The 21,248-nt window shown below is 40.3% G+C and carries 17 protein-coding genes; all 17 read left to right on the forward strand.

Going from position 1 to position 21,248, the window contains the following annotated elements:
• The first annotated feature begins 3 nt into the window (after nt 1-3).
• The 17 genes from ACFQRG_RS06235 to ACFQRG_RS06315 all read left to right on the forward strand — a co-directional run bounded on the left by ACFQRG_RS06235 (nt 4) and on the right by ACFQRG_RS06315 (nt 21,116).
• The gene (locus ACFQRG_RS06235) at nt 4-795 is read left to right on the forward strand and encodes a phosphatidate cytidylyltransferase (protein WP_380964813.1); all 792 of its coding nucleotides are present in this window, start codon (nt 4-6) and stop codon (nt 793-795) included.
• Between the two features lie 17 nt (nt 796-812).
• Nucleotides 813-1,970, forward strand: a complete 1,158-nt coding sequence (dxr, locus tag ACFQRG_RS06240; protein WP_380964815.1) for a 1-deoxy-D-xylulose-5-phosphate reductoisomerase — start codon at nt 813-815, stop codon at nt 1,968-1,970.
• A gap of 281 nt (nt 1,971-2,251) precedes the next feature.
• A complete protein-coding gene (gene rseP, locus ACFQRG_RS06245) occupies nt 2,252-3,511 on the forward strand; it encodes an RIP metalloprotease RseP (protein ID WP_380964817.1) in 1,260 nt (419 codons plus the stop codon).
• Nucleotides 3,512-3,536: 25 nt separating this feature from the next.
• Nucleotides 3,537-5,180, forward strand: a complete 1,644-nt coding sequence (locus tag ACFQRG_RS06250) for a proline--tRNA ligase (RefSeq protein ID WP_380964819.1) — start codon at nt 3,537-3,539, stop codon at nt 5,178-5,180.
• Nucleotides 5,181-5,378: 198 nt separating this feature from the next.
• Nucleotides 5,379-9,689: a PolC-type DNA polymerase III gene (locus ACFQRG_RS06255; protein WP_380964821.1), complete on the forward strand. Its 4,311-nt coding sequence runs from the start codon at nt 5,379-5,381 to the stop codon at nt 9,687-9,689.
• Between the two features lie 180 nt (nt 9,690-9,869).
• Entirely contained in the window at nt 9,870-10,340 is a 471-nt protein-coding gene (gene rimP, locus ACFQRG_RS06260; RefSeq protein WP_380964823.1) for a ribosome maturation factor RimP, read from the forward strand.
• 83 nt (nt 10,341-10,423) lie between these two features.
• Entirely contained in the window at nt 10,424-11,626 is a 1,203-nt protein-coding gene (gene nusA, locus ACFQRG_RS06265) for a transcription termination factor NusA (RefSeq protein ID WP_380964825.1), read from the forward strand.
• Between the two features lie 8 nt (nt 11,627-11,634).
• Nucleotides 11,635-11,922 carry an RNase P modulator RnpM gene (gene rnpM, locus ACFQRG_RS06270; RefSeq protein WP_380964827.1) on the forward strand — a complete coding sequence of 96 codons (288 nt, stop codon included), beginning with the start codon at nt 11,635-11,637 and terminating at the stop codon, nt 11,920-11,922.
• Nucleotides 11,915-12,232, forward strand: a complete 318-nt coding sequence (locus ACFQRG_RS06275; protein WP_380964829.1) for a YlxQ family RNA-binding protein — start codon at nt 11,915-11,917, stop codon at nt 12,230-12,232. Before rnpM ends, ACFQRG_RS06275 begins: the two co-directional genes overlap by 8 nt.
• Nucleotides 12,233-12,237: 5 nt before the next feature.
• Nucleotides 12,238-14,460, forward strand: coding sequence for a translation initiation factor IF-2 (gene infB, locus ACFQRG_RS06280; protein WP_380964831.1), 2,223 nt, complete (start codon nt 12,238-12,240; stop codon nt 14,458-14,460).
• The gene (locus ACFQRG_RS06285; protein WP_380964833.1) at nt 14,457-14,738 is read left to right on the forward strand and encodes a DUF503 domain-containing protein; all 282 of its coding nucleotides are present in this window, start codon (nt 14,457-14,459) and stop codon (nt 14,736-14,738) included. Before infB ends, ACFQRG_RS06285 begins: the two co-directional genes overlap by 4 nt.
• 16 nt (nt 14,739-14,754) lie before the next feature.
• Nucleotides 14,755-15,105 (forward strand): 30S ribosome-binding factor RbfA, encoded by a 351-nt coding sequence (rbfA, locus tag ACFQRG_RS06290; protein ID WP_380964835.1) that lies wholly within the window; start codon nt 14,755-14,757, stop codon nt 15,103-15,105.
• A gap of 173 nt (nt 15,106-15,278) precedes the next feature.
• Nucleotides 15,279-16,181, forward strand: a complete 903-nt coding sequence (gene truB, locus ACFQRG_RS06295) for a tRNA pseudouridine(55) synthase TruB (protein WP_380964837.1) — start codon at nt 15,279-15,281, stop codon at nt 16,179-16,181.
• A gap of 66 nt (nt 16,182-16,247) precedes the next feature.
• Nucleotides 16,248-17,195, forward strand: coding sequence for a bifunctional riboflavin kinase/FAD synthetase (locus tag ACFQRG_RS06300; protein ID WP_380964839.1), 948 nt, complete (start codon nt 16,248-16,250; stop codon nt 17,193-17,195).
• A gap of 124 nt (nt 17,196-17,319) precedes the next feature.
• The gene (gene rpsO, locus ACFQRG_RS06305) at nt 17,320-17,589 is read left to right on the forward strand and encodes a 30S ribosomal protein S15 (protein WP_380964841.1); all 270 of its coding nucleotides are present in this window, start codon (nt 17,320-17,322) and stop codon (nt 17,587-17,589) included.
• Between the two features lie 256 nt (nt 17,590-17,845).
• On the forward strand, nt 17,846-19,969 hold the full coding sequence (gene pnp / locus ACFQRG_RS06310) for a polyribonucleotide nucleotidyltransferase (RefSeq protein ID WP_380964843.1): 2,124 nt from the start codon (nt 17,846-17,848) through the stop codon (nt 19,967-19,969).
• A gap of 157 nt (nt 19,970-20,126) precedes the next feature.
• Entirely contained in the window at nt 20,127-21,116 is a 990-nt protein-coding gene (locus tag ACFQRG_RS06315) for a polysaccharide deacetylase family protein (protein ID WP_380964845.1), read from the forward strand.
• The last annotated feature ends 132 nt before the right edge of the window (nt 21,117-21,248 follow it).

The raw sequence follows: 21,248 nt of genomic DNA on the forward strand, positions 1-21,248 counted from the left end.
TCAATGAAACAGAGAATTATTACGGCAGTCGCATTCGGCGTTTTATATATCGTGTTTATATTAATTGGCCACTTCCCTTTTGCTTTATTTACAGCATTGATTGCCGCAATAGCGTTCATGGAACTTGCAGCTATGAAAAAAATATCTGCGGGATCACCCCCGGCTGTCATTGGCGCTATATTTGTCGTATTGCTTGTTATACAGGCAACTAATACCGGATTTTCTATCTATGTGCCTATGATTAAGCTGTCAGCTATTTTTGTAATCGTCATGCTCATTTATATGGTGTTTTCCAAAAATCAATTCAGCTTTGATCAAGCAGCGCACATTTTTTTGGCTGCCTTTTATATCGGCTTTTCCTTTTACCTTTTAGTTCATCTTCGTTATAGCAGTTTAGCTGAAGTATTCTTTGTGCAAATTTTGATGTGGTGTACTGACAGCGGTGCTTATTTTGTCGGCAGAAAACTAGGTAAAAGAAAGCTTTCGCCGCATATCAGTCCGAATAAATCAATTGAAGGTGCAATAGGCGGTGTAATTGTTGCAGTTGTCGCAGCGATTATTTTTGAATTGATCGTTCCCGGCCAACTCTTTCCTTCATGGGGAATTCTGCTGCTTGTAAGTGTTATCATTTCGGTTTTTGGACAACTTGGCGACTTGGCAGAATCGGCGATAAAAAGATATTACGGCGTGAAAGATTCGGGAAATATTTTACCAGGGCACGGCGGACTGCTGGATCGATTTGACAGTATGATTTTTATCCTGCCAGTCTTATTTATTTTTAATGTGATTGTTTAATGAAAGGTGTACTAAAAATGAAGAATATTACTCTTCTTGGGGCAACTGGTTCCATTGGCACTCAGACTCTTGAGGTCGTAGAACAGCATCCAGACCGCTTTAATATAACGGCTATTTCCTTTGGACAAAATATCGGGCGAGGCATTGAAATTATCAAACGATTTAGGCCGAAGCTGGTAGCGGTAAAAAATAATCAGGTCAAAAATGACCTTCTTCATGCATGTACTTTAGAAGATACCCGTGTTGTCTCGGGTTTGGAAGGATTGATTGAGGCGGCGGTTTATCCTGAATCTGATATTTTGGTTAATGCAGTTATGGGAAGCATTGGATTAAAGCCGACGCTCGCTGCCATTAACACGGGGAAAGATATCGCAATTGCTAATAAAGAAACTTTAGTCACCGCCGGTCATATTGTTATGAACAAAGTGAATGAAAAAGGTGTCCGGCTGCTTCCCGTCGATAGCGAACATTCAGCTATATTTCAATCCATTGAAGGTCATCGTAAACAAGATGTTTCGAGATTGATTTTAACAGCCTCAGGCGGCAGTTTCCGTGACCGTTCCAGAGAAGAACTGACAGGTGTGACCGTTGAAGAAGCTTTAAACCATCCAAATTGGTCCATGGGTGCGAAGATAACCGTTGATTCTGCTACTTTAATGAATAAAGGTTTGGAAGTTATTGAAGCCCATTGGTTGTTTGATATGCCTTATGAAAAAATCGATGTTGTCATTCATAAAGAGAGCATTGTTCATTCACTTGTTGAATATCATGATAAGAGTGTAATTGCCCAACTCGGCAATCCTGATATGAAAGGGCCTATTCAATATGCCTTGTCGTATCCTGAAAGACTTGAACTTGAAGATGTAAAAAGGTTAAACTTATGGGAAGCAGGTACGCTTCATTTTCAAAAGGTGGACATGAACCGTTTTAAAAGTTTGTCTTTAGCTTACAATGCAGGGCAGATTGGCGGCTCCTTGCCTACCGTATTAAATGCTGCGAATGAAGCAGCTGTCGGTCATTTTTTGGAAGGGCGAATTGACTTTCTTGAAATAGAATCACTTGTAGAAGCGGCGCTTGAAGGTCATAAAGTGATTAAAGATCCTGACCTTGAGGCGATAGAGGAAGCAGATCGTGAAACTCGCCGTTTTATTAATGATCGGGTACTTAAATCATAACGCTTAAGTTGTGTTCAAAAAGGAGGACAAACAGGGCCGAGAAGTTCGAGGCGCGGAAGCCGTGAGGATCGGAGCGACGAGCGAACTACTGCGAGTTGCGACGAGAAGTAGCTATACTTCTCTGAGTATTTAACGGCGCAGGAGCATAGTTCATCTTTGAATTGCCCGATACGTGAGAACCGGAGCGGCGACGCAACGAAGAAATTCGACGGCAATGTTTCCCGGACTTTTTGAACATCCTCTTTAAGAATGAGTGAATGAACACTAGAGGTGGTTACAAAGTGGAAACATTTATTGTAGTCGTGATTATGTTTGGACTGCTCATATCTTTTCATGAATTTGGACACTTAATATTAGCCAAACGCGCGGGTATATTATGCCGGGAATATGCGATTGGATTTGGACCTAAATTATTTTCAATTAAAAAGAAAGAAACCGTCTATACATTGCGGTTGCTGCCAATCGGCGGTTTCGTTAGAATGGCCGGGGAGGATCCGGAACTAATAGAAATTAAGCCGGGGCATCGTGTTGGGCTTATATTCAATTCCCATGATCTTGTATCAAAAATTATTATTAATCATACCGAGAAATATCCTGAGGCAAAAATGATCACTGTCGATGATGCAGATATCGAGAAAGATTTAGTGATTAGAGGATATGAACAGGAAGATGGAGAAAAGTTTACTTATTATTTAGATAGGAAAGCTGACTATGTTGTTGACGAACAAGCCTATCAAATAGCTCCTATAGATCGTCAATTTGGTTCTAAATCTATATTAGATAGATTTTTAACGATTTTTGCCGGGCCGTTTATGAATTTTATTTTGGCGATTATTATTTTTATTGTGCTTTATTCGATACAAGGGATCCCAACTGATAAGCCTGTACTTGGAAAATTGGTGCAAGGCGATCCTGCAAGCACTGCCGGTCTGCATCAAGGCGATCGTGTCTTAAAAATAAATGACCAGTCGATTGACACATGGAAAGATGTTATGACTTACGTAAGTGACCACCCGAAAGAATCGTTGATTTTTACAATAAAACGCGACAATCAAACAAAGCAAATGAATGTTGTCACAAAAGAACGTAAGGGTAATAAAGGCGCTAAAGAAGGCTATATAGGTGTTTACCAGCCAACTGAAAAATCCTTTTTAGACACAATTACTTACAGTTTCAAACAAACATTCTTTTTTATTAAACAAGAGCTTTTAGCTATTAAAATGCTTATCACAGGCACGATTGGTCTTAATCAGCTATCAGGTCCTGTCGGTATATATAATATGACAGGTCAAGTTGTCAAACATGGCTTTTTAATGGTACTGAGCTGGGCAGCATTATTAAGCATTAACTTGGGGATTGTCAACTTATTGCCTCTTCCTGCTCTTGACGGCGGCCGGCTGCTGTTTATCATTGTTGAAGCCTTGAGAGGCAAGCCTGTTGACCCAAAACGAGAATCATTGGTTCATTTTATTGGTTTTGCTTTTCTAATGTTGTTAATGATTGTTGTTACATGGAATGATATTCAAAAGATTTTTCTATAAAAAGTGATGGGGGTGTCCTCTTCGGATGAAACAAAGTCAGATGCTGATTCCTACATTAAAAGAAACGCCTGCGGATGCTGAAATTGCCAGTCATCAATTGCTGCTCCGCGCAGGGTTTATGCGGCAAAACGCTTCAGGCATTTACTCGTATCTGCCATTAGGCTTTAGAGTGCTGCAAAAGATCGAAACAATTGTCAGAGAAGAAATGAATCGTACAGGAGCCCAGGAACTGCTTATGCCGGCGATTCAGCCAGCTGAACTTTGGCATGAGACTGGGCGCTGGGATGTTTATGGACCTGAACTGATGCGGTTAAAAGACAGACATAACCGTGATTTCGCGCTCGGTGCAACACATGAAGAATTGATTACCAGCAATGTGCGAGATGAATTAAGCACTTACAAAAAATTACCAATGACCTTGTATCAAATTCAAACCAAATACAGGGATGAGAAACGTCCAAGATTCGGGCTGTTAAGAGGCCGGGAATTCATCATGAAAGATGCCTATTCATTTCATGCTGACCAAGAGGATTTGGACAAGCAATATCAAATCATGTACGATGCCTATACAAAGGTTTTTGAAAGGTGCGGCCTTGATTTCCGTGCAGTAATTGCTGATTCCGGGGCTATGGGCGGCAAAGATACCCATGAATTCCAGGCGTTAGCATCTGTTGGCGAAGATATGATTGCTTACTCTGACTCGTCCGATTATGCGGCAAACATCGAGATGGCTGAGGTGTTAACAGCTGATGAGCGTCCAAACGAAGACCTGCTGCCATTAACTGAAGGCGAAAATAATGAACAACAAAATCGCAGTTTAAATTATGTCTGCTTTAAGGCAAATGAAAAGCTAGTCGTCGTCTATGTCCGCAGAGACGATGAAATTAATGACGTTAAAGTAAAAAACGTTTTAGAAGTTGATATGATTGAGCTTTTAAGTGACCAAGAAAAACAGGCAGCCGGGCTGGATCCATTTCATTTAGATTCTGAGGTTATTGTACTGGCTGATAATGGGGTTAAAAACATCGTCAATGGCACGCTGCATGTTGAAGAGACAAATAAGGATTACATCAATGTTAATCCTGAACGCGATCTTAGCATTAAGTCTTTCTATGATTTAAGGTTTATTAAAGAAGGCGACCCATCCCCTGATGGAAAAGGGCGTATTAAATTTGCCCGCGGTATTGAAGTTGGACAAGTCTTCAAGCTTGGAACTAAATACAGCGAAGCTATGAATGCTGTTTTCTTAGATGAAAACGGAAGGACTAAACCATTAATCATGGGCTGTTACGGGATTGGTGTTTCCAGAACCTTATCAGCCATTGCTGAACAATGCCATGATGAAAAAGGTTTGATTTGGCCGGTTTCGGTTGCACCGTTCCAACTGCATATTATTGCTGTCAATTCAAAAAATGAAGAGCAAATGGCACTTGCAAATCGTTTATATGAACAATTCGGAACCCGCTATGAAGTATTGCTTGATGACCGGAAAGAAAGAGCTGGAGTTAAATTTGCTGAATCAGATCTTATCGGCTGTCCTATCCGAATTACGGTTGGTAAAAAGGCGGAAGATGGAATCGTTGAACTGAAAGTCAGAAGAAACGGTGAAGTGATTGAATGCCAAGTCAATGAATTAGATCAATTAATAGATGCTCATTTAAAAGATTAAAAAGAAATATGGTGCTCCTTTGATGGAGTGCCATTTTCTTTGGATCGTTGCATAAAAGACTCGTATTATTTTACACTTTAAGAAAGCTTAACTTCTTCAAAAGGGTTAAAGTAAAAGAAAAAACTAAGGCTTTCGCTATTAAGATTCGCGACATGCCGAGTTTTTCTAAGAAAGATAGGTATGAGAGGAGAAAAACCCGTGGTTGAAGGAAAAACAAGACATGAACGGTTCATGCTTCTTCTCAAACAAATAGAGACGCCGGCTGAGTTGCTCGAGAAATATATGAGCAATGGAACGATTGAAAGGTTAACCGTACATCAGCAGGAGCGGCGTTGGCATTTCACTTTTTTGCTTGATCACTGTCTGCCTTTACATGTTTATCAATGGCTGCAAAAACAAATGACACATCATTTTCAGCATATTGCGCAAGTATCTTTTTCAATTAAAAGCCGGCATGCTGATGAAGACAGCCATTTTATTATTGAATACTGGGATGAACTTATTGGTAAGATCTCAGGGTTGTCTGATACCTTTAGAAGTTTTTTGAAAAACCATAAACCAGTTATTGAAAACCGAACATTAATCATGTCAGTGCAAAATAATGCAGAAGCTATGATTGTCAAAAGAAAACTAACGTCAGGCATTCAAGAAAATCTATCAGCTTACGGCTTGCCAAGCATAGATTTGGATGTTCGTGTTGAAGCGCCGGAACAAGCTTATGAGCAATTTAAAAAGCAACGTGAGGAAGAAGATAAACTTAAAGTCATTAAGGCCATGGAAGAACAAGAAAAGCTGAGAAAGCAAAAACAAGATAAGTCAGCTGATCAACCACAGCATGAGGGGCCGATATTAATCGGTTATCAAATCCAGGATGATCCGGTTACTTTAAGAGAAATTGAAGATGAAGAACGCCGTATTACAGTTCAAGGTTATGTTTTTGACGTTGAAACAAGAGAACTAAGAAGCGGCCGGACATTGCTTTTGTTTAAAATTACTGATTATACAAGCTCCATTTTAATTAAATATTTTTCAAGGGATAAAGAAGATGCACAAAAAATCACTGCCCTTAAAAAAGGCATATGGGTAAAAGTTCGCGGCGGTGTTCAAAACGATACGTTTGTCAGGGATTTAGTCATGATTGCTAACGATATTGAAGAAATCCAGCCAAAGAAAAGGAAAGACAATGCCCCGGATGGACAAAAGCGGGTGGAATGTCATGCCCATACCGTTATGAGCCAGATGGACGCTGTTGCTTCCGCAGAATCACTTGTTGCAAGAGCCGGTGAGTGGGGACACAAGGCAATCGCCATAACCGACCATGGTGTTGTACAATCATTTCCTGAAGCATATGCCGCCGGGAAAAAGCATGGCGTTAAAGTCCTTTATGGTTTGGAAGCAAATCTGGTTGATGACGGTGTGCCGATTGCCTATAATGAAAGCCATCGTCTTTTAAACGATGATACTTATGTCGTATTTGATGTTGAGACAACAGGACTTTCGGCGGTTTACCATAAAATTATTGAGCTGGCAGCGGTAAAAGTAAGAAGAGGCGAAATTATTGACCGGTTTGAAAGATTCGCCAACCCTCATGAGTCTCTTTCGCAAACGATTATTGAACTGACAAGTATTACGGATGATATGCTTAGGGACGCACCTGAAATTGATGTGGTGCTGAAGGATTTCTATGATTTCATCGGCGATTCGATTCTTGTCGCTCATAATGCGAGCTTTGACATGGGATTTATGAATGCGAGCTATGAACGTATCGGTTACGAGAAATTAACTAATCCTGTTATCGATACGCTTGAACTGGGGCGGTTTTTATACCCTGATATGAAAAACCACCGGCTAAATACTTTATGTAAGGCATTTAATATTGATTTGACACAGCATCACCGAGCTATTTATGATGCTGAGGCAACGGGTTACTTACTATGGAAAATGCTCACTGATGCCGAAGAGAAAGGCATTACTTATCATGACCAGCTCAATGATAATATGGGAAAAGGAAACTTTGAGAGGGTAAGACCAAGTCATGCGATAATACTTGCCAAAAATCAAACGGGTTTAAAAAACCTTTATAAGCTTGTTTCACTTTCACATGTACAATATTTTTACCGCATGCCAAGAATACCGAGATCCCAGCTTGAAAAGCACCGTGAAGGATTATTGATCGGCTCAGGCTGTGATAAAGGTGAAGTTTTCGAAGCGATGATGCAAAAATCCGCTGATGAAGCGGAAACTGTTGCCAAATTTTATGATTATATTGAAATTCAACCGCCGGCAAATTATGCGCATCTTATTGAAAAAGAATTGGTTAATGATGAACTCGCTTTAAAGCAAATAATAGGCAATTTAGTTAAACTGGGCGAAAAACTGAACAAACCGGTGATAGCAACAGGAAATGTTCATTACATTGATCCGCATGATCACCTGTACCGTAAAATATTAATTGCGTCACAAGCCGGCAACCCTTTAAACAGGCAAACACAGCCGCAAGTCCATTTTAGAACGACTGATGAAATGCAAGATTGTCTAAGTTTTTTGGGTGAGGAGAAAGCGAAAGAAGTCGTTGTTACAAATCCTAATCAACTTGCCGATCTTATTGACGATATAGCTCCAGTACCTGATCAATTATATACGCCGAAAATTGAAGGGGCAGATGATGAAGTTAGAGAAATGAGTTATCAGAAGGCCCGTTCCATCTACGGTGATGAGCTGCCCGATATTGTTGAAAAACGGTTGGAAAAAGAATTGAACAGCATTATCGGCCATGGTTTTGCTGTCATATACCTTATTTCTCATAAACTTGTTAAAAAGTCCCTGATAGATGGTTATCTTGTCGGATCCAGGGGGTCAGTAGGCTCTTCATTTGTTGCAACAATGATGGATATCACGGAGGTTAATCCGCTGCCGCCTCATTATGTTTGTCCAAAATGTCATCATGTTGAGTTTTTTACAGACGGATCAGTGGCCTGCGGTTTTGATTTGCCTGACAAAGCCTGCCCGGAATGCGGGACGGAATATAAGAAAGACGGTCATGATATTCCTTTTGAAACATTCCTTGGTTTTAAAGGTGATAAAGTACCGGATATTGATCTGAACTTTTCCGGGGAATATCAGCCTACCGCCCATGCTTATACAAAAGAATTGTTTGGTGAAGATTATGTTTATCGTGCAGGAACGATCGGTACCGTTGCTGATAAAACAGCTTTTGGTTTTGTAAAGGGGTATGAAGGCGACCACAATCTGCATTTCCGCGGTGCTGAAATAGATCGCTTGGCATCAGGATGTACAGGCGTTAAAAGAACAACAGGACAACACCCGGGTGGCATTATCGTTATTCCTGATTATATGGATGTTCATGATTTTACACCGATTCAGTACCCGGCGGATGATAAAAATTCTGAATGGCGAACAACCCATTTTGATTTCCACTCTATCCATGATAACGTATTGAAATTAGATATTCTGGGGCACGATGATCCGACGGTTATACGGATGCTTCAAGATTTGAGCGGGATTGATCCAAAAACCATTCCTACAGATGATCCGGAAGTCATGAAAATCTTTAGTTCCCCTGAATCATTAGGTGTAACCGAAGAACAAATTCGCTGTAAAACAGGAACACTTGGGATCCCGGAGTTTGGTACACGATTTGTTCGTCAAATGCTTGAAGATACGAAACCTACGACATTCGCTGAACTCGTGCAAATTTCCGGTCTTTCACATGGAACGGATGTTTGGTTAGGGAATGCACAAGAACTTATTAATAACGGGACATGTGTGTTAAAAGATGTTATCGGCTGCCGTGACGATATCATGGTTTATTTATTGCACAAAGGGTTAGAACCTTCCCTCGCATTTAAAATTATGGAGTTTGTAAGGAAAGGCAAAGGGCTTACCGACGAGTGGATAGCGGAAATGAAAAAGCATGATGTTCCGGATTGGTACATCGATTCCTGCTTAAAAATAAAGTATATGTTCCCTAAAGCCCATGCTACAGCTTACGTATTAATGGCAGTTAGAATTGCTCACTTCAAGGTTCATAATCCAATATTATTTTATGCGACCTACTTTACAGTAAGAGCAGATGACTTTGATATTGATGTCATGAGACGCGGCTCTAATTCTATAAGAGCAAAAATAGACGAAATTGAAGGCAAAGGCTTAGATGCTTCGCCGAAAGAAAAAAACTTGTTAGTTGTATTAGAAATGGCCTTGGAAATGTGCGAACGCGGGTTCAGTTTTCAATCTGTAGATCTCTACCGCTCAAAGGCGACAGAATTTGTAGTGGACGGAGACAGCCTGATTCCGCCATTTAATGCCCTGCAGGGTGTGGGAACCAATGCTGCTATTAATATTGTTAATGCAAGGGAAGAAGGAGAATTCCTGTCTAAGGAAGATTTGCAAAAGCGTGCAAAGCTTTCGAAAACAGTTGTAGAATACCTTGATCAGCATGGCTGTCTTGAAGGTATGCCTGAGGCTAATCAGTTATCTCTTTTCTAATCTAAAGATTCAAGCCGGAAGCCGGGGAACATGAAAATTCTCCTTTAACCCCTAGGATTTCTAAATTGTTGCCTTCCACAAAAGGGTATGATATATTAATTTTGGAGATACTAGTGAATAGGTCGTTACCAAAGAGTGGGATTTTCCCACTCTTTCGTTTTTCGTGAAAGGAGGCTTTTTATGGCCAGTAAAGTTGCAGAATTAACCAAAGAGCTTGTTAAACCGATACTCAACGACCTTGATCTAGAACTGGTTGATGTTGAGTATGTCAAAGAAGGAAAGAGCTGGTTTCTTCGCGTGTTTATTGATTCACCCAAGGGCGTGGATTTAGACATATGTACAGCTGTAAGTGAAAGGCTGAGTGAAACCTTAGATGAAAAAGACCCAATAAAGGATCCTTACTATCTTGAGGTATCGTCTCCCGGGGCTGAAAGACCTTTGAAAGATTTAAAGGACTATAAGCAAGCTATTAACAAAAATGTCCGTATTACAACTTATGAGCCCATTGATGGCGAGAAGGCTTTTGAAGGTGAGCTTACTGAAGTGGGCGACAATCATATGAAACTTGCGATCAAGAAGAAAAACAAAGTTGACACAGTTGTTATACCATTTGAGAAGATTGCAAGTGCACGTCTTGCAATCATTTTTTAAGGTGTTAGAAAACGCGGGGCTATCCTATATGAGCAAGTACTTTATGTCAAGTTTTTTATTACAAGAAGGGGAGATTAAATAAAATGGCTAGTGACCTTTTAGATGCTATTTCGGCACTGGAGAAAGATAAAGGAATTAGTAAAGAGGTCTTAATAGACGCTTTAGAAGCTGCACTGATATCAGCGTATAAAAGAAATTTTAATCAGGCACAAAATGTGCGTGTCGACATTAATGAAGCATCAGGAAGCATTAAAGTCTTTGCCCGCAAAGATGTTGTCGATGAGGTTGTTGATCCCCGCCTGCAAATCTCCTTAGAGCAAGCAAAGGAGATTAATTCGCAATATGATTTAGACGATGTTGTTGAAATAGAGGTAACGCCAAAGAACTTTGGGCGCATCGCAGCTCAAACGGCCAAGCAAGTTGTCACCCAACGTGTGCGTGAAGCTGAACGCGGTGTGATATATTCTGAGTTCATTGATCGCGAAGATGATATTATGACGGGAATTGTACAAAGAATTGACCATCGTTTTATTTATGTAGATTTAGGCCGTGTAGAGGCTTTGCTTCCGGCATCGGAACAAATGCCAAACGAGCAATATCACCCGCATGACCGCATTAAAGTGTATATTACAAAAGTTGAGAATACGACCAAGGGACCGTCAGTTATGGTGTCGCGGACACATCCGGGCCTTCTTAAAAGACTTTTTGAACTCGAGGTTCCAGAGATCTATGATGGCACTGTAGAAATTAAGTCAATAGCCCGGGAAGCCGGAGATCGTTCGAAAATCGCCGTTTATGCGGAAGATCCTGAGGTTGATCCTGTGGGTTCATGTGTCGGCCAAAAAGGATCACGGGTTCAGGCAATAGTCACTGAGTTAAAAGGTGAAAAAATTGATATTGTCCGATGGTCAGAAGACCCTGTTGAGTATGTGGCCAATTCCTTAAGCCCGTCCAAGGTCGTTAAAGTTCTTGTCAATGAAGAAGAAAAGGCAACAACGGTTGTTGTTCCTGATTATCAGTTATCCCTTGCAATCGGTAAGAAGGGTCAAAATGCAAGGCTGGCAGCCAAATTAACAGGTTGGAAAATAGATATCAAAAGCGAATCAGAAGCGGGAGATATTCTTTTGGACCAAGAAGAAATTGAAGAAAACATTGATGAAAATGTTGAAGAAAAACATGATGAGTCAATGACGGACGTTCGTGATGATATTGTTAATAATGAGCACGAATCCGAATCAGAAAGTAGATCATTTGAATTAGAAGAGCTTGATGAAAAAAATGAATAGGTAGGTGCATGCACGTGAGAAAACGTAAAATTCCAATGCGTAAGTGTATCGCTTGTCAAAATTCACAAGAAAAAAAGGCTCTTTTCCGTATTGTTCGTTCCCCGGAAGGAGAGGTTTCATTAGATCTTACCGGTAAAAAGAACGGCAGAGGCGCTTATTTATCAAAAAACAAAGCATGTATAGAAAAAGCCCGTGACAAAAATCTGTTATCCCGTCATCTGCAAGCTGACGTTAGTGATCAAGTTTTTGATGACATGCTCGCTTATTTAGAGGAGCATCCGTCAGAGAATGTCTAATCAAAAATGGGAAACATTTCTGGGTTTAGCAAACCGGGCAAGAAAAGTCGTTTCGGGAGAAGAGACTGTTTTACGAGTTGTACGCCAAAATAAAGCAGCAGTTGTGATCTTATCCTCTGATGCTTCGGAACGTAAAAAAAAGACTATCACCAATAAATGCCGTTTTTATAATGTCCCGCTTCGTACCGTTTGCGATCGGGAACGGCTTGGTCAAGCGATAGGCAGGCCAGCTCGTGTCATCGTTGCGGTAACGGATAAAGGCTTTGGTGAAAAATTGGTCGCTTTGTTAGATCAATCACTACGGGGGTGAACGTATTGAGTAAAATGCGTGTCTATGAATTCGCGAAACAAAATAAATTGACAAGTAAAGAAGTCATTTCAAAATTGAAAGATTTAGGATACACGGTTTCAAGTCATATGGCGGTTATTGATAATGATCAAGTAAATAAATTAAATCACAGTTACAATGGCAAAAAAGATAATCAATCCAAAACACCGCATAAGCAAGATAAAGGAAGCCAATCCGGGCAACATAATAATACACAAAAAACTAAAGACATTAAATCAAAAAACATTAAATCAAAGGAAGTAGATGAAGGGGTACACGTGAAAGAAGATACTAGAAAAAATCACAAAAACTTTAATAAAGACGACAGACAGCCGCGGAACGACCAAAAGAAAAATTCAAATTTTAAGTCCAAGAAAAGGCCTGGGAATAAAAACCATCATTCCGGCAATAAAAACCATAGTCATAGAAATCAGCCGCAACAGCACAGGGAAAAGAAATTACCTGACAAAATTACTTTTACCGGTTCTTTAACCGTCAGTGAACTTGCTGCAAAACTTGGCCGGGAATCAACAGAAATTATAAAAAAACTCATGGCTTTAGGTGTAATGGCCACTAAAAATCAGGATTTAGATAAGGATACTATCGAGCTTATCGCAGAAGATTATGGTATTTCTGCTGAAGAAGAAGTTATTTTTGATGAAACGGCGTTTGAAGATCAAGAAATTGAAATTAACGAAGAAACAGCTGTTACAAGACCGCCGGTTGTTACGATTATGGGTCATGTTGACCATGGAAAAACAACTTTGTTAGATTCTATTCGTCATACAAAAGTGACAGCAGGCGAGGCAGGAGGAATTACTCAGCATATCGGTGCTTACCAAATTAATCATAATGATAAGCTGATTACTTTCCTAGATACACCCGGGCACGCTGCATTTACAACAATGAGAGCGCGCGGTGCGCAAATTACTGACATTACAATTTTAGTTGTTGCCGCAGATGACGGGGTTATGCCGCAAACGGTAGAGGCAATTAATCACGCTAAAGCAGCCAATGTGCCGATTATCGTAGCCGTTAATAAAATGGACAAAGAAGGTGCCAACCCGGATCGTGTTATGCAAGAATTGACAGAACACGAGCTTGTTCCGGAAGATTGGGGCGGAGATACGATTTTCGTCAAGCTTTCAGCTGTTAAAGGCGAAGGTATCGATGAACTTCTTGAAATGATTCTTCTTGTTGCAGAGATGGGCGAATATAAAGCAAATCCCGATCAATTGGCAAGAGGAACCGTCATTGAAGCAGAGCTTGATAAAGGACGCGGTTCTGTTGCAACATTGCTTGTTCAAAACGGCACGCTGCATGTCGGCGATCCGATTGTCGTAGGCAATACTTTCGGACGTGTCAGGGCAATGGTCAACGATTTGGGACGGCGTGTTAAATCAGCAGCACCTTCGACACCTGTTGAGATTACCGGTTTAAACGATGTACCAAATGCCGGAGATCAATTTAAAGTGTTTGAAGATGAGAAGAAAGCCCGTCAAGTCGGGGAAGCAAGGGCAGAAAGACAGCTTGCCGCTGACCGAAATGAAACATCGAAAGTCAGTTTGGATGATTTATTCCAAAAAATTCAACAAGGCGATATGAAAGAAATTAATGTCATCATTAAAGCGGATGTACAAGGATCCGTTGAAGCCGTCGCAGGTTCACTGCGTAAGATTGATGTTGAAGGTGTCAAAATTAACATTATTCATACCGGTGTCGGCGCCATTGCTGAATCGGATATTATTCTTGCTTCAGCATCTAATGCTATTATTATCGGCTTTAATGTTCGTCCTGATAACCATGCTAAGAAAACCGCTGACGCTGAAAAAGTCGATATTCGTCTTTACCGGGTTATCTATGATGCTATTGATGAAATGGAAGCAGCTATGAAAGGCATGCTTGATCCTGAATTCAAGGAAGCGGTTATTGGCCAAGTCGAAGTCCGTACCACTTTTAAAGTATCAAAGGTAGGAACCATTGCCGGCTGTTATGTTACTGACGGCAAAATTTCCCGCGATGCAGGCATCCGTTTAATCAGAGACGGCATTGTCATTTATGAAGGACATGTTGATACACTTAAACGTTTTAAAGATGATGCCAAAGAAGTATCCGCCGGCTATGAATGCGGGGTAACCTTAGAAAACTTTAATGATATTAAAGAAGGCGATGAAATGGAAGCTTTCATCATGGAAGAAGTTAAACGGTGATTATCGGTGTCGTAAGATGTGAATGCTTTATATATAATGCTCATTCTCTTAAAGATAAACGCGCCGTTATAAAGAGCATTTTAACTAAAGCAAAACAACGTTTTAATGTTTCTGCCAGCGAGATTAACTATCAGGATATTTGGCAACGGACGGAGCTTGCATTTGCAGCAGTCTCAAACTCTAAAGTGTTTGTCGAACGTGAGCTTCAGCGCTCACTGTCGCTAATTGATCAGCATGGTGAAATAGAAAGAACAGATACAGTTTTTGAGTGGTTGTAAAAAGTGAGGTGGCAACATGGCTAATGTACGTGCATATCGGGTTGCAGAACAAATAAAAAAGGAATTAAGCGATATTATTAATAATCACTTAAAAGACCCGCGTATTGGTTTTGTGACCATAACAGGCGTTGATGTGACAGGCGATCTGCAACAAGCTACAGTATATATTACTGTTTTAGGTGACGATGAGAAAAAAGATGAAACACTGAACGGTCTTTCAAAGGCAAAGGGTTTTATCCGCTCTGAAATTGGTAAAAGGATTCGTTTAAGAAAAACGCCTGATATTAACTTTAAGTTTGATCAGTCGATTGAATATGGTAATCGTATCAACCGCCTATTGCATGACTTAAATGATGATGAAGATTAACAATGTAAAGATAGGATAGGCATATATTTGTCTATCCTTTTAGTTTTCGTAATAAATCATATCTATTAATCTTCTTGAATGGGACTTAACGTTAATTTTAAAAGGAAAATCACAGCAAGACTTCCCTCCGTTTTAACGTTAACAATACATCCAGAGTGAAAGGAGCACGTCTTTTGACAGATTACCATGGTATTCTCCCGCTTTATAAACCAAGAGGGATGACTTCCCACGATTGCGTGTATAAGTTACGTAAATTGTTAAATATGAAGAAAATTGGCCATACCGGTACGTTGGATCCAGAGGTTGATGGTGTATTGCCAATGTGTATTGGCAGAGCAACCAAAATAAGTGAATATTTAACAGCTTATCCTAAAAGCTACGATGGTGTCATTAGTCTTGGAACAGCAACTGCGACCGAGGATCAAACAGGCGAAATCATTGAACAAAAGGATGTCACCCAGCCGGTTTTCCGTGAAGAAATTGAGTCTGTTTTCCGCAAATTTACAGGTGAAATTGAACAGCAGCCGCCAATGTATTCTGCTGTTAAAGTTAAAGGGAAAAAACTTTATGAATATGCGAGAGAAGGCATTGAAGTTGAGCGGCCAGTAAGAAACGTTACGATTTACCAATTGCATTTGACAGACAGCGAGGCTTATTTTGAAAAGGAGATACCTTTTTCTGTTGACTGCAGTAAGGGCACTTATGTCAGAACATTAGCAGTTGATATTGGCAGGCAACTCGGTTATCCGGCGCACCTTGCCCGGTTAACCAGAACACGCTCAGGTCCTTTTTATCTGAAAGAATGTTATACTTTTGATAGGGTAGAAAGAGCTGTAGAAGAAAATAACGTTGCAAATATACTTTCCAGCATTGGCTTCGGTTTAAAATTTATGGCGTCTTGGATTGTTGATGATCATACCGCGAATCTTGTTTCAAACGGTGCTGTATTGCCTAAACCTAAAGATATTCAAAATGATATCTTTACCGTATATAATAGAATTGGCGACTGCTTAGCTATTTATAAGCAGCATCCTAAAAAATCCGGATATATCAAACCGGTAAAAGTCCTTATATAGGAAGCTCAAAATTGAACACGATCTTATATAATTTTTTGAGATAATAATTTATAGAAGGTGGCATCTATGGAAAAGATATTTTTAACGCATCCACCTGAGATTGGAAATAAGGATGCCAAAGAAAAAGTCATAGCTTTAGGCTACTTTGACGGCGTACATATAGGCCATCAAAAAGTCATTAAAACAGCTATTGAGTATGCAAGGGAAAAAGGGCTTGAAGCAGCTGTTATGACTTTCCACCCGCATCCGTCTGTTGTCCTGAAACAATTAAATAAAAGGGAAAACTATTTGACACCGCCGGAGGCTAAAGCCGAACTTATTCAGGAACTTGGTGCCGATCTCTTATATTTCGTTAAATTCGATGAAGCATTCAGCCAGTTGTCTCCGCAAAGCTTCATTGATGAATATATTATTAAACTTCATGCTAAACACATTGTGGCAGGATTTGATTTTACCTATGGACGGATGGCTAAAGGTACAATGGGAAATATTGATGAATACTCAAGGAAAATGTTCAATTATACTGTTGTGCCAAAAGTAGAATACCAAGATGAAAAAGTCAGTACCACAAAAATCAGATCACTGATATCCGAAGGGAAAGTGGATGAAGTTGTCCATTGTTTAGGACGGCATTACCAAGTGTCAGGTACGGTTGTACATGGTGATAAAAGAGGACGTACGATTGGATTTCCGACAGCCAATGTCAAATGCGATGAACCTTACGTCTACCCCGCAAAAGGCGTTTATGCCGTAAAATGTCAAACAAAAAACGGTTGGTATAATGGCGTTTGTAACGTTGGCCAGCGTCCAACATTCTATGATCGTGAGCAGCCGATCACTATCGAGGTCTTTTTACTTGATTTTGACGGTGATATTTATGATGAAAACATTAAGGTTTTCTGGTATAAAAAGCTTCGTGATGAAAAGAAATTCGACGGTATCGATCAGCTGGTCTCGCAAATTGAAAAAGATAAGCAGCAAACAATTGAATATTTTTCCGCCGTTAACTCATAAAACGACTTGAATTTTACTTTGAAAACATGTATGCTAATTCTTGTACGTAAAACCGCAGCATGGCAGCACGAGATTCACCGGCGGCTGCTGGGCTGGCGGGGATTTATACAGGGAGGTGAAAAGGATGGCTTTAACAAAAGAACGTAAGAATGAACTTATCAGCGAATTCAAAACTCACGAAGGTGACACTGGTTCTCCTGAAGTGCAAGTTGCTATCCTGACAGAACAAATCAACACGTTAAACGACCACTTACGTACACATAAAAAAGATCACCATTCACGCCGTGGTCTTCTTAAGATGGTTGGTAAGCGTAGAAATCTTCTTACTTACTTACGTAATAAAGATGTTACGCGTTACCGCGAGCTTATTAATAAGCTTGGTTTACGTCGATAATATGAACAAAAAGCGGGGAAAAACACCCGCTTTTTTGTTAGCCATAAATGATCAGAAAATTTTATAGATCATGATTTGGTCCAATAACGAGAGTTCAAAAAGGAGGACAGCCAGGCAACTGCCTGAACATCATCCTGAGCCTTGCGACGAGAAGTTGGAGACACTTCCCTGAGTATGCTGCGGCGCAGGAGCACATGTTTCCCGGACTTTTTGAACATCCTTTAAGAAGTATTTAATGAGAGGGGTACCTATAATCATGGAACAAACAAAGCAAGTGTTCACCATGGATTGGGCTGGGCGGCCGTTAACCCTTGAAATTGGCCAGCTGGCTAAACAAGCTAACGGCGCGGTGCTGGTCCGTTATGGTGAAACGGTTGTTCTATCAACTGTGACCGCATCAAAAGAAGCAAAAGACCTGCCATTCTTCCCATTAACAGTTAATTACGAAGAAAGGCTTTATGCTGTAGGGAAAATTCCCGGCGGCTTTATTAAGAGGGAAGGACGTCCAAGTGAGAAAGCTATCCTTGCCAGCCGTTTAATTGATCGCCCGATTCGTCCGTTATTTGAAGATGGTTTTAGAAATGAAGTACAAATCGTCAGCATGGTGATGAGTGTTGATCAGGACTGTTCTTCGGAAATGGCAGCTATGTTTGGTTCATCTCTGGCCCTTTGCGTTTCAGATGTACCGTTCGAAGGTCCAATTGCCGGGGTTATTGTCGGCCGTGTTGACGGAGAATTTGTCATTAACCCAACGGTTGAACAAGCTGAAAAAAGTGATATTCATTTAACTGTTGCAGGTACAAAAGATGCTATTAATATGGTCGAAGCCGGTGCGGACGAAGTTCCGGAAGAAGTGATGCTTGATGCCATTTTATTCGGGCATGAAGAAATCAAAAAACTCGTGGCTTTTCAAGAGAAAATTGCTGCTGAAATCGGCAAAGAAAAAATGGAAGTTGTCTTGTTTAAACCTGAAGAAGAATTTGAAGCGCGTATTCGTGATATGGTTGGCTCAAAAATGAAGGAAGCCATTTTTACCAAAGACAAGCAAGAGCGTGAAGAAGCGATTGAAGCTGTAAAACAATCTGTTATTGAGGTCTTTGAAGCGAACGAAGAGGAAGCGGATAAAATCCCGCTCGTTCAAGAGGTTTTACATAAAATCGTTAAAGAAGAAGTCAGACGAATGATCGTTGTCGACCAAATTCGTCCAGACGGAAGAAAAATTAACGAAATCAGACCGCTGTCTTCCAGTGTCGGCTTGCTGCCGAGAACACACGGCTCAGGACTTTTTACGCGTGGACAAACCCAAGCCTTCAGTATTTGTACACTAGGTGCGCTTGGTGACGTTCAGATTCTTGACGGGTTAGATGTCGAAGAATCAAAACGGTTTATGCATCATTATAATTTCCCGCCATTCAGTGTTGGGGAAGCGCGTCCAATGAGAGGGCCGGGACGCCGTGAAATTGGCCACGGAGCATTAGGTGAGCGTGCCCTGGAACCTGTTATACCATCGGAAAAAGACTTCCCATACACTATCCGTTTGGTCTCAGAGGTTTTGGAATCTAACGGTTCGACGTCGCAAGCGAGTATCTGCGGAAGCACATTGGCTATGATGGATGCAGGAGTACCAATTAAATCTCCAGTCGCTGGTATTGCTATGGGACTTGTTAAGCATGAAAATGATGTCGTTGTTTTAACTGATATTCAAGGAATGGAAGATGCCCTTGGCGATATGGACTTTAAAGTGGCCGGGACAGAGCACGGCGTGACAGCCTTGCAAATGGATATTAAGATTTCCGGAATAAATCGGGAAATTCTCGAAACTGCGCTCCATCAAGCACGTGAGGGACGTATGACTATCCTTAAACATATGCTTTCAACCATCGATGAACCAAGGAAAGAACTGTCACCATTCGCTCCGAAAATCTTAACAATGGCGATTGATCCGGATAAAATTAGGGATGTTATAGGACCAAGCGGAAAGGTCATTAACAAAATTATTGAAGAAACAAATGTCAAAATTGATATTGAACAAGACGGTACAATCTTTATCGCTTCAACCGACCCGGTTATGAATGAAAAAGCAAAACACATTATTGAAGATATTGTTCGTGAAGTCAAAGTTGGCGATATTTATTTAGGAAAAGTGAAACGGATTGAAAAATTTGGTGCCTTCGTCGGCCTGTTTGGACAAAAAGACGGTCTCGTTCATATTTCCGAACTCGATGAAAAACGTGTTAACAAAGTCGAAGATGTCGTGAAGATTGGCGATGAAGTCTTAGTTAAGGTCATTGATATTGATAAACAAGGAAGAATTAAATTATCAAGAAAACAGGCAATAAAAGATAATAATAAAGATGAAGAAGAAAAATCCAAAGACTAAAAAAGGAGCTGGTCAAAACTGACCCGCTTCTTTTTTAAATTAAAAAATGGCACCGTTTGCACTGTCCATACCTGTCCCCGCAAGATTGCAGCGAATATTTCTTAAGTTCTACTCCCTATAGTGCAATGCATAAGTTGTACAAGGGGGGAAGCTTGTCATGAAAAAGCAAAAATGGCATTTTATCGTTTTTGTTTGTTTATTAATGCTAACGTTTAACACGATCATGAGAAATCCGTATATGAATGTGTTTTTTTCATCAGAATCAATTCCGGCTGCAGCACCTGTTATATCGACTAAAAATGTAGATCAGCCGCTCATTAAAAAAATTGAAGCTTTTGCAAAAACACATGAAATTAAACCGGTTGATGCGGCGGTTGACAGGGTTTGGAAGGCTACACCAGGCTATAATGGATTAGCTGTTGATATTAATGCGAGTTATCAAAAAATGAAAGCAAAACATAAATTTAATAAAGATGATGTTGTTTATAAGGAGGTTCCTCCAAAGAAGAAATTAAACGATTTGCCGCCTTCGCCAATATATCGCGGCAATCCCCAAAAGCCAATGGTTGCCCTGCTTATCAATGTAGCTTGGGGGAACGAATACTTGCCAAAAATATTAAAGGTGCTTAATAAGTACGATATTAAAGCAACTTTTTTTCTTGATGGCAGCTGGGTTAAAAAATATCCTGATTTGGCAATGATGATTAGTGAAGAAGGACATGAAATTGGCAATCATGCTTATAGCCATCCAGATTTAAAACAAAGTTCAAAACAAGAAACATATAAAGAATTAAAGAAAACAAATGATGTTATTGAAGCCACGCTGGATGTTAAACCGAAATGGTTTGCACCTCCGAGCGGCAGTTTCACTCAGCAAACAGTTGATGTAGCACACAAATTAGATATGAAAACGATTCTCTGGACTGTAGATACTGTTGATTGGAAAAAGCCGCCAACGATGGAAATGGTCAGGCGTGTTGTTCCTAAAACGACTGCAGGCACCATGATATTAATGCATCCGACAAAACCGGTTGCGGAAGGATTGGAACAAATGATTAACGGGATTGAAGAAAAAGGGTATCGGTTTGGGACAGTATCAGAATTAATGAGTGAAAAACGGATCGGCAGCTTTGAAAATAATAAATAGTCTATATTTTAATACGTTAAACGTATAAATTAGCAGCAAACTAAATCAACTGAGAAATCATCAGCGCAAAAGCAATAGGCATAGCTTCTCGAATTATTAAATGTTATAGTATTCCATAGTCAGAGATTTAGG

The organism is Scopulibacillus cellulosilyticus (assembly GCF_042665295.1).
Lineage (GTDB): Bacteria > Bacillota > Bacilli > Bacillales > Sporolactobacillaceae > Scopulibacillus_A > Scopulibacillus_A cellulosilyticus.

Coding starts and splice junctions, on each gene's coding strand:
- pnp (WP_380964843.1), top strand. CDS start 17,846: ATGGAACAAACAAAGCAAGTGTTCACCATGGATTGGGCTGGGCGGCCG.
- ACFQRG_RS06250 (WP_380964819.1), top strand. CDS start 3,537: ATGAAACAAAGTCAGATGCTGATTCCTACATTAAAAGAAACGCCTGCG.
- rbfA (WP_380964835.1), top strand. CDS start 14,755: ATGGCTAATGTACGTGCATATCGGGTTGCAGAACAAATAAAAAAGGAA.
- dxr (WP_380964815.1), top strand. CDS start 813: ATGAAGAATATTACTCTTCTTGGGGCAACTGGTTCCATTGGCACTCAG.
- ACFQRG_RS06235 (WP_380964813.1), top strand. CDS start 4: ATGAAACAGAGAATTATTACGGCAGTCGCATTCGGCGTTTTATATATC.
- rpsO (WP_380964841.1), top strand. CDS start 17,320: ATGGCTTTAACAAAAGAACGTAAGAATGAACTTATCAGCGAATTCAAA.
- ACFQRG_RS06275 (WP_380964829.1), top strand. CDS start 11,915: ATGTCTAATCAAAAATGGGAAACATTTCTGGGTTTAGCAAACCGGGCA.
- ACFQRG_RS06315 (WP_380964845.1), top strand. CDS start 20,127: ATGAAAAAGCAAAAATGGCATTTTATCGTTTTTGTTTGTTTATTAATG.
- nusA (WP_380964825.1), top strand. CDS start 10,424: ATGGCTAGTGACCTTTTAGATGCTATTTCGGCACTGGAGAAAGATAAA.
- rnpM (WP_380964827.1), top strand. CDS start 11,635: ATGCACGTGAGAAAACGTAAAATTCCAATGCGTAAGTGTATCGCTTGT.
- ACFQRG_RS06300 (WP_380964839.1), top strand. CDS start 16,248: ATGGAAAAGATATTTTTAACGCATCCACCTGAGATTGGAAATAAGGAT.
- rimP (WP_380964823.1), top strand. CDS start 9,870: ATGGCCAGTAAAGTTGCAGAATTAACCAAAGAGCTTGTTAAACCGATA.